We start from the raw sequence: 8,464 nt of genomic DNA, 5'->3' as shown, positions 1-8,464 counted from the left end.
CCTCTCGGCCCTGGAAGACCTCGACATCGACCGGGCCCTCACGTACGCCGACCCCGAGATCGTCTACCAGAACGTCCCGCTCCCGCCCGCCCGCGGCCTCCCGGCCGTCGAGAAGACGCTGCGCGCCATGAAGCGCTACGGCTCCGGCTTCGAGGCCCGCGTCCACAACATCGCGGCCAACGGCCCGGTCGTCCTCACCGAACGCACCGACGTCCTGGAGGCGGGCGCCTGGCGTGCCGAGTTCTGGGTGTGCGGCACGTTCAAGGTGCGGGACGACCGCATCGTCCTCTGGCGCGACTACTTCGACTGGACGACCGTCCTGGCCTCCTCCGCCAAGGGCCTGGGCAGCGCCCTGCTGTCGGCGCTGGCCCCGCGCCCCAAGACCACGTAGCGCGATCCCCGCCGCGCCCGCGTCCGCTGAGGAGGCCCGGCACCCGACGCGCCGGACGCGCCGCACCCCGGAACGGTGGACGGCGGCGGTCCCCGGATCCCGTCTTCGTTCGCGAAAGAGACGGCAAAATCCAGCGTGATTCCCTGAAGTTTACGTTTCGGGCACCGGGTGCATTACCCGTGCGGTTCCAAGATGATCGAGGAATTGGGTCGCCGGAAAATGGGGCGGCAATTCTCAAGTGGAACCAAAGAAACGGGGGAAAAGGGATGAGGCGAACCTTCGCGGCCTCGCTCGGCGCGGTCGTCGCACTCGCCGGATTCGCGGCCTACATGCCGGCCGGCCAGGCGTCGACCGCGGCGGCGTCATCGGCGCCACGCGCCCGGGTCCATCTGGTGAAGCCGGGGCATTCGATCCAGAAGGCCGTCAACAAGGCGCGGGCGGGCGACGTCATCCAGCTCATGGCGGGCCGCTACGACGGGGGAGTCCTCGTCCGCAAGCGGCTCACGATCCAGGGTGCGGGCAACAAGACCGTTTTGAGCCCGGGCAAGAAGGACCACTGCGCGAAGGCCGACCAGCGCGGAATGGGCATCTGCGTGGTCGGCCGCGCGAAGCACCCGGTCAAGGACGTGACGGTCAAGAAGCTGAGCGTCCGCGGCTTCAAGGAGACCGGGGTCTTCGGCTACTACACCGACAAGCTGACGGTGGAATACGTCCTCGCCATGAAGAACGGCGAGTACGGCATCGCGGAGTACAGGTCCACCCGCGGAAAGTTCGCCCACAACCGGGTCGTGCACTCCGGTGAGCACGCCGGCCTGTACATCGGCGACATCGCCAACGCGCACGGCACCGTCGTCACCGGGAACCACGCCTCCGGCAACGCGATGGGGCTGCTCGTCCGGCATGCCCGCAACGTCAAGGTGTGGGACAACACCTTCGTCGGGAACTGCACCGGAATCGCCCTGGTCGACGACGGCCAGAAGGGCGGGCAGGGCAACACCGCGATCTGGAAGAACGAGATCTCCAAGAACAACCGCAAGTGCAAGGCGCACGCCCCGGTCCCCGCGCTCCACGGCACCGGCATCCTGCTCTTCGGCGGCGACCACAACAGCATCCAGAAGAACGTGGTCAAGAAGAACAGGGGCAAGCTGCCCTACTCCGGCGGCATCGTCCTCAACCGCGGCGTACCGCCGCAGAACCGCCCCGCCGAGCACAACGTCGTCAAGGGCAACCACGTCCGCGGCAACAAGCCCTACGACCTGGTCGACGAGAGCGGCAGCAAGACCAACCGCTTCCACGCCAACCGCTGCAAGTCGTCCAAGCCTCGCGGCCTCTGCTGACCCGAGCGCGGAACGGGAGACCACGCCGACCGGCGTGGTCTCCCCACGCGCGGCCGCGCGTCCCGCGACGGCCGGCCGCGCACCTCAGCGGGCGATACGGACACGGTCGTGGCCGTGGTCGGAGAGGAACGACGCCAGTCGCCCGCCCTCCTCGGCGACCGCGCTCCGCTCCTCGCGCGAGAGGCGCCGCAGCGGGGTGACGGCGACGCCGTCGTCGCCGGCGCTCCACGTGGCGGCGACTCTGCCGTCCACCAGCACGACGCGCTCGCCGGCGACCGAGACGCCGCGGTCGGCGTCGTCGATGATCCGCCCGCGGGCCTGGTAGCCGAGGATCGCGTTGTCGAACGCCGGCAGGAAGCGCACCGGAGCGGGCGTGCCGGGGTCGGGGCGCGGCGCGCCGGGCAGGTCGAGCAGCACCCGGCCGCGCTCGTCGCGGAAGTCGACCAGCTCCTCGCGTATCGCGGACACCGCCGCGGGGAGCCCGGCCAGGCCGCACCAGGCGCGCAGGTCGGCCGAGGCCGCCGGCCCGTACGCGGCCAGGTAGCGCCGGACCAGGGCCTGGCCGACCGGGTCGGAGCCGTCCTCGGGCAGCGGATCGATCTCCCGGCCGAGCCATGAGGAGATCATGACGTTCCGCACCCCCGCCTTGGCGCGCCACACCCCGCGCGGCGGGCTCTGCGCGACGGGGACCACCGAGAGGAGCATCTCGCCCAGCGCCTGCCTTCCGGGCGCGGGCCACCGCTCCTCGACGGCCTCCACGAGCTCCCGCACGGTCCGGGGCTCGCCGTCGGTCATCACCCGCCGTCCCGAGGCGGCCAGCTCGTCGAGATCCACCGTCTCGAGCTCGTGGCGGTAGATGCCGAGGACCCGCTGGCGGAGCATGGCGTCGAAGCGGGCCCGCCAGGCCAGGACGTCGTCGGCCGTGAGCAGGTGGATGGTGCGGCGCATCAGGTGGGTACGCACCACCTCTCGCCCGGTCAGCAGGTCCGAGAGCGTCGACGGGGCGAACTCGCGCAGCCGCGACCAGAGGCCGACGAACGGCTCCTGCGGTTCCTGGGCCTGCAGCCCGCCGAGGTGCGCGACGGCGTCGAGGACCGGCATGCCGGCCGGTTCGAGCAGCAGCTGCCTGGCGAGCGTCGCGCGGTTGAGCGTCCGGTCGTTCAGCAGGGTCATGATCCGACTCCACCACGTCCGTCGGACATTCGCGCCCGGGAGCGTCCGAGGCGGAGGGCGGCCACCGTCACGGCCGCCACCACGAGGGAGCAGGCCGCCAGGGCGAGCACGGCCGCGCTCGCCGCGCCGTTCCACAGGTCCGTGTCTCCGGACGGGAGCCGGTAGGCGGCAGCGGCGAGGACCGGACCGGACACGGCGGACGCCATGGACGGAGCCCACGCACGCGTACGCCGGGCGGCGATGCCCGCGACGACACCGGTCAGGACCAGGACCGCGTCGGCGACCGGAAGCATGCCCGGGAGGTGGTAGCCGAGGTTCTCCGGAAGATCCGGCATCCCGGGCCGCATCCGGGCGAGGAAGTCCACTCCGAGCAGCTCCACCATGCCCGCGAACACGACGGTGCGGGATTCCAGCGCGGTGAACGCCGCCGCGGCCGCCCACTGGAGGACGGCGTAGGCGCCGAGCCCCCGCCCGACGACCGGAACCGCGGCAACGGCCAGGGCGCCCGCGACGCCGAGCAGGGCCCCCGCCGGTGCCGCGGAGACCACGTCGTCGCGCAGGCGCTCGCCGCCGGCGGCCATGTCCAGGAGCGGCCAGGTCGCGAGCGTCCCGGCGGCGGCGCCGGGCACGGCCGCGAACCGCATCCCGGCGTCGACGCCCCGCCGTGCGCTCACGCCGGCGACGGCCAGCGAGACCGCCGTGGCGCAGTACCAGGCGACCAGGGTGACCTGCACGCCTCGCACACGTTCGTTCCCGGCCGCGAACTCCCCGCCGAGCGTGGTGATGCCGGCCGCCTCGGCGACCGCGACCTGGGCGAGCCCGAGCACGGCGGCCATGACCGCGGCGGCCCCGACAACCGCGACATACCGCACGCCGCACATGCTAGTGCCCGATGGGGATCACGCCTTGGTGGTGCGGGGCCTTGGCGGTGCCGGGCCCTGCCGTGGCCGGGGACCGCCCGCTAGAACGGCAGGAGGCGCCTGTCGTAGGCCGTGGCCACCGCCGCGGCGCGGTCTTTGACGTCCAGTTTGGCGTAGATGTGCGTGAGGTGCGTCTTGACCGTGGCCTCGCTGATGAAGAGCTCGGCGGCGATCTCCCGGTTGCCGTTGCCGCGGGCGACCAGGCGCAGGACCTCCAGTTCGCGGACGGTCAGGGACTCGTCGCGCGGCGCGCGGACCCGGGAGACCAGGTGGGAGGCGATGGCCGGGGACAGGACGGTGCGGCCCTCGGCGGCGGCGCGGACGGCGTCGAAGAGGTCGTCGCGGGGCGCGTCCTTGAGGAGGTAGCCGGTGGCGCCCGCCTCGATCGCCGGGATCGTGTCGCTCTCGGTGTCGTAGGTGGTGAGGACGAGGACCTTGCAGGGCAGGCCGCGGCGGGTGAGTTCGGTGATGGCCTCCACGCCGCCTCCGCCGGGCATGCGCAGGTCCATGAGGACGACGTCCGGGCGGAGCTCGTCGGCGAGGGCCACGGCCTCGCGTCCGTCGGCGGCCTCGGCCAGGACCGCGAACCCGGTCGTCGCGGCGAACATGCCGCGCAGGCCGTCCCGGACGACGGGGTGGTCGTCGACGATGAGCAGCGTGATGTCAGCCATGGCGGATCAACGGTACGCGGGCGGAGACGGCCGTCCCGCCGCCCGGCTCCGATTCGATCTCCAGGGTCCCGGCGACGCGTTCGGCGCGTTCGCGCATGGCGGTCAGGCCGTATCCGCCGGACGAGCCGCGGGAGGGGCGGGTGAAGCCGCGGCCGTCGTCGCGGACGTCGAGGGCCACCTCGTCGTCCATGTAGGAGAGTGTCACGCCGATGCGGTCCGCGTGCGCGTGGCGGGTGGCGTTGGCCAGGGCCTCCTGCGCGATGCGCAAGAGCGTGGCCTCGAGTTCGTCGTGCAGGGATTCCACCGTTCCGGTGACGGTGAGCTGGGCCCTGCCATCGCTGATCTTCTTGAGCGCCTCGGGGAGCGTGTCGTGGTCCAGGTGGGTCGGTGCGAGGTCCTGGACGGAGCGGCGGGCCTCGCGGAGGCTCTCGCGGGCGAGGTCGGTGGCCCGGCGGACGTGCTCGCTGTCCTCGGCGGCCTGGAGTTGGGTGATGACGCCCGTCAGGCCCTGGGCGATGGTGTCGTGGATCTCGGCGGCCAGGCGGCGGCGCTCGTCGCCGACGCCGGCCTCACGGGCCTGGACGAGGAGCTGGGCGTGCAGAGCGGCGTTCTCGGCGAGGGCCTGCTCCAGCCGGGCGTTGGCCGATTCGAGTTCGGCGATGGTCTCGGCCTGGACGCGGGCCTGCTCCTCCTCCCTGCCGGCCAGGCCCCCGATGATGAAGACCAGCGCGCAGTTCAGGACGAGCAGGCCGCTGAAGGCGGCCACCTGCCCGGCGCCCGACGGCGGGAGGCCGCCCGACTGGGCGCCGGCCATGATGACCGCCGTGATCAGCAGCCCGGCCCGCGCCGGGCGGGCCGTCAGGTAACGATGGGAGTCGAAGTACCCGAACGTGGCGTAAACGCAGAAGAAGGGGTTCAGCCAGGACAGGGTGAACGCGACGACCGTGCGGAGCCAGTAGTAGACGGTGACCGGGATCTTGCCGGCGGCGTGGAGGCCCTGCAGGACGAGGGCGGTGACGACGAGGGTCGTGGCCGTCCGCTGCTCCGCGGCCGACATGCCGATCTCCCGGACCAGCAGCAGCGCCAGGAGGGTCGCCAGAGCCAGCAGGCCGAACGGTCCCCAGCGGTAGAACCGGTCCCACTGCTGCTGAATCGTCTCCATCTATCTATGGTGTCCTATTCCCAGCGGAACCAGCGGGCGGCGGCGGCGATCAGGACGGCGGACCAGGCGGCGATGACGCCCAGGTGCGTCCAGTCGGGCCAGCCGCCCCCGGTGGCCTGGCCGAGGGCCTGGGACGCGGCGCCGAACGGGGAGTACTCCACGATGCGCTGCAGCACGTCGGGCATGGCCTGGACGGGGATCCACACCCCCGCCAGGAACATCATCGGAAAGACGACGATCATGCCGGCGACGTTGGTGGCCTTGGCGGTCCGCGTGACCGCGGTGACCGCCGAGCCCAGCGCCAGCGCGCTGAGCGCGCCGAGCAGGAGCGCCAGCAGGTAGCCGGGAACGTGGCCGGGCAGCGCCACGTCGAACGCGACCCGGCCGACGGTGACCGCCAGCAGCGCCGACACCAGGGAGGCCGCGAAGTGCAGGACGATCTGCGCCGCCAGCAGCGAGGCGGGCCGTACGGGAGTGGTGGACATGCGGCGCAGGATGCCGCGCTCGCGGTAGCCGGACAGGACCGGCGGCAGCGCCATGAGCCCGGCCATGATCATCGCGATCAGCACGGTGACCGGGACGTACAGGTCGATGACCCGGTTCCCGCCGAGGCCGGGGTCCGGCTCCCGGAACGAGGGGATCAGGCCGAGGATCATCAGCAGGATGCTGGGGAACAGGACGATCCAGAACAGGCTGAACGGTTCGCGGAGGAAGAGCCGGAACTCCGCCTTGACGACGGCGGTGGATGCGGACACGTCAGTTCTCCCGGTCTTCGGTGAGTTCGAGGAAGGCGTCGTCGAGCGTCGAGTCGGTGACCCGCAGCTGGTGGGCGGTGATGTTGTGGCGGGCCAGAAGGGAGATGACCGCGTTGACGGTCGTGTCGGTCCCCTGGACGGTGAGGCGGCCGTTCCGGCGCTCGATGGCCGTGGCGTCGGGCAGGTAGGCCAGTTCGCCTGCGTCCAGGGGCCGGGACGGGGAGAAGGAGATCACGGTGCCGGCGGCGCTGCGGCCGACCAGGCCGGCGGGGGAGTCGAGGGCGACGACGCGGCCCCGCTTGAACACCGCGATCCGGTCGCAGAGCCGCTGGGCCTCCTCCATGAAGTGCGTGACGAGGAGCACGGTGACGCCGGAGTCGCGGACCTCCTCGATCAGCTTCCACGTCTCGCGGCGGGCGCGCGGGTCCAGGCCGGTGGTCAGCTCGTCCAGCACGACGACCCTGGGGCGGCCGATGAGCGCGAGGGCGATGAAGAGGCGCTGCTTCTGGCCTCCGGACAGCCTGCCGAACCGGGTGGTGAGCTTCCCGGTGAGCCCGAGCCGCTCGGCGAGGCCGCGCCACTCCGCCGGCTCCGGATAGAACGCGCTGTAGAGCTCCAGAGCCTCCCGGATGGTCAGCTTCTCCTGAAGCTCGCTCTCCTGGAGCTGCACGCCGAGGATCCTGGTGAGCGCGGCGCGGTCTGCGTGCGGGTCGAGGCCGGCCACGCGGACTGCGCCGGCGTCCGGCTTGCGCAGACCCTCCAGGCATTCGACGGTCGTGGTCTTGCCGGCGCCGTTGGGACCGAGGATCCCGAAGATCTCCCCCTCCTCGACGGCGAACGCGATGCCGTCCACCACTGGTTGGCCTCCGTAACTCTTGCGCAGGCCGTTGACTTCGATGATCGCCATGCTCAGAGCATCGCCGGGGGCGGCCCCCGCCCACATCGCCCAAGGCGCTCGTCCCGGCATCGTCCGATCGGCTGACTCCGCCGTACGACCGGCCCGCGCACTCGGGCGATGCCGCCCGCCCCGGATGGGCCGGGCGGCCTCGTGGTGCGCCGGGGACCCCGGGTGATCAATCCGCCTATGATGGCCGGATGCGGACGCCGCGCCGTGGAATCGCGACCGGCGCCGGGAGCATCTTGAACACTGGGTGACCGGCCCGTCCGGGGATGCGAACGGGACCAGGGGATGGGGGAAGATGGAGCCGCTGCGTCCCGCCGATCCTCGGTCGATCGGCCGCTACCGGCTGGCGGGGCGCCTCGGTGCGGGGGGAATGGGCGAGGTCTTCCTCGGCCACTCGCCGGGTGGCCGGGCGGTGGCGGTGAAGGTCGTCCGGGCCGAGCTCGCCTCCGACCCGGGGTTCCGCAGCCGCTTCGCCCGCGAGGCCGAGGCCGCCCGCAGGGTCGGCGGCTTCCACACCGCGCAGGTGGTCGAGATCGACCTGGACGCCGACCCGCCGTGGCTCGTCACCGCCTACGTGCCGGGCCCGTCCCTGGCCGCCGTCGTGACCGAGCACGGCGCCCTCCCCGAACGGTCCCTGCGGGTCCTGGGCGCGGGCCTCGCCGAGGCGCTGGAGGCGATCCACGGTGCCGGCCTGGTGCACCGCGACCTGAAGCCCGCCAACATCCTGCTGGCCTCCGACGGCCCCCGCGTCATCGACTTCGGGATCGCGCGGGCGGCGGAGGGAACGGCGCTCACGGTCCCGGGCGGCTCCATCGGCACGCCCGGGTTCATGGCCCCCGAGCAGATCAGGGGCGAGGACGTCGGCCCGGCGGCGGACGTCTTCGCGCTGGGCGCGGTCCTCTGCCACGCGGCCGGCGTCCGGCCGTTCGGCGGCGGGCCCGTCCACACCCTGATGTACCGGATCGTCCATCAGGAACCCGGGCTGGACGGGCTCCCCGGCGGCCTGCGCGACCTCGTCGCGGCATGCCTGGCCAAGGACCCCGCCGGCCGGCCCTCGCCCGCCGGGCTGCTGGAGCGGCTCGGCGCGGACGGCGGGCCGATCGGCGAATGGCTCCCCGACCAGGCGACCAGGATGCTCGACCGCTACGAAG

General features: G+C 72.6%; 9 protein-coding genes. 3 read left to right on the top strand and 6 right to left on the bottom strand.

Annotated elements, in window-relative coordinates:
* Both E1281_RS33775 and E1281_RS33770 read left to right on the top strand, forming a co-directional pair.
* On the top strand, window positions 1–391 hold a 391-nt coding region (locus E1281_RS33775; protein WP_131883777.1), incomplete at its 5' end, for a limonene-1,2-epoxide hydrolase family protein.
* A 266-nt stretch (window positions 392–657) separates the two neighbouring features.
* Window positions 658–1,728, top strand: a complete 1,071-nt coding sequence (locus E1281_RS33770) for a right-handed parallel beta-helix repeat-containing protein (protein WP_131883776.1) — start codon at window positions 658–660, stop codon at window positions 1,726–1,728.
* Between the two features lie 84 nt (window positions 1,729–1,812).
* Here the strand turns inward: E1281_RS33770 and E1281_RS33765 are convergent, their stop codons facing one another.
* The 6 genes from E1281_RS33765 to E1281_RS33740 all read right to left on the bottom strand — a co-directional run bounded on the left by E1281_RS33765 (window position 1,813) and on the right by E1281_RS33740 (window position 7,316).
* Window positions 1,813–2,901 (bottom strand): winged helix DNA-binding domain-containing protein, encoded by a 1,089-nt coding sequence (locus E1281_RS33765; RefSeq protein WP_131883775.1) that lies wholly within the window; start codon window positions 2,899–2,901, stop codon window positions 1,813–1,815.
* Entirely contained in the window at window positions 2,898–3,773 is an 876-nt protein-coding gene (locus tag E1281_RS33760) for a hypothetical protein (protein ID WP_131883774.1), read from the bottom strand. Before E1281_RS33760 ends, E1281_RS33765 begins: the two co-directional genes overlap by 4 nt.
* An 89-nt stretch (window positions 3,774–3,862) precedes the next feature.
* Window positions 3,863–4,492, bottom strand: a complete 630-nt coding sequence (locus E1281_RS33755; protein ID WP_131883773.1) for a response regulator transcription factor — start codon at window positions 4,490–4,492, stop codon at window positions 3,863–3,865.
* The gene (locus E1281_RS33750) at window positions 4,485–5,654 is read right to left on the bottom strand and encodes a sensor histidine kinase (protein WP_131883772.1); all 1,170 of its coding nucleotides are present in this window, start codon (window positions 5,652–5,654) and stop codon (window positions 4,485–4,487) included. The genes E1281_RS33755 and E1281_RS33750 overlap by 8 nt, the downstream gene beginning before the upstream one ends.
* Before the next feature lie 14 nt (window positions 5,655–5,668).
* Window positions 5,669–6,409, bottom strand: a complete 741-nt coding sequence (locus tag E1281_RS33745) for an ABC transporter permease (protein WP_131883771.1) — start codon at window positions 6,407–6,409, stop codon at window positions 5,669–5,671.
* Between the two features lies 1 nt (window position 6,410).
* Window positions 6,411–7,316 carry an ABC transporter ATP-binding protein gene (locus E1281_RS33740; protein WP_131883770.1) on the bottom strand — a complete coding sequence of 302 codons (906 nt, stop codon included), beginning with the start codon at window positions 7,314–7,316 and terminating at the stop codon, window positions 6,411–6,413.
* A 292-nt stretch (window positions 7,317–7,608) separates the two neighbouring features.
* Here E1281_RS33740 and E1281_RS33735 point away from each other — a divergent pair.
* A partial coding sequence (locus E1281_RS33735) for a serine/threonine-protein kinase (protein WP_131883769.1) occupies window positions 7,609–8,464 on the top strand: 856 nt, incomplete at its 3' end.

This window comes from Actinomadura sp. KC345, from assembly GCF_004348515.1.
Classification (GTDB): domain Bacteria; phylum Actinomycetota; class Actinomycetes; order Streptosporangiales; family Streptosporangiaceae; genus Spirillospora.
Note: the sequence above shows the minus strand (reverse complement) of the source record. Positions and strands in the feature narration are given on the sequence as shown.